The organism is Curtobacterium sp. USHLN213 (assembly GCF_037144815.1).
In the GTDB taxonomy this organism is placed as follows: Bacteria; Actinomycetota; Actinomycetes; order Actinomycetales; family Microbacteriaceae; genus Curtobacterium.
Genome location: NZ_JBBCYQ010000033.1, coordinates 1 through 443 on the forward strand (window position 1 = coordinate 1; position 443 = coordinate 443).

The following is a 443-nucleotide window of genomic DNA, read 5'->3' on the forward strand; positions in this document are numbered from 1 at the left end:
AGATGCTCGCGTCCACTGTGTAGTTCTCAACATACGATCGGCACCACACTCCCCCGGGAACAACGCTCCCAGCATCATGCGGCCCACCGAAGAACCCAACCAGAACCCAAAGGCCCCAGTCACGGCTCAACCCCCGACCATACGGTCAGGAAGCCTGGTCCCTCAGGACCCAACAACGTGCACCAGCCGACCCGCTCACCCCCAACCCGTTCCAGACCTGCAAGCAGGTCGTACTGAGGTCGAAAGCTGCGCTCCCGACTGCACTGTCAATGTTCCACCCATGAGCTACCGGCGAGAACGTTCGTCTCGATCCGGCGCCTGGACCCATCCCACCCCGAAGGACACGACGAGCCAGATGCTCCTTAGAAAGGAGGTGATCCAGCCGCACCTTCCGGTACGGCTACCTTGTTACGACTTAGTCCTAATCACCGATCCCACCTTCG

1 rRNA gene is annotated in these 443 nt (G+C 60.5%); it reads right to left on the reverse strand.

Annotated features, from left to right (window positions below):
- Window positions 1–366: 366 nt before the first annotated feature.
- A 16S ribosomal RNA gene (locus WFH25_RS19295) occupies window positions 367–443 on the reverse strand; the annotation flags it as partial.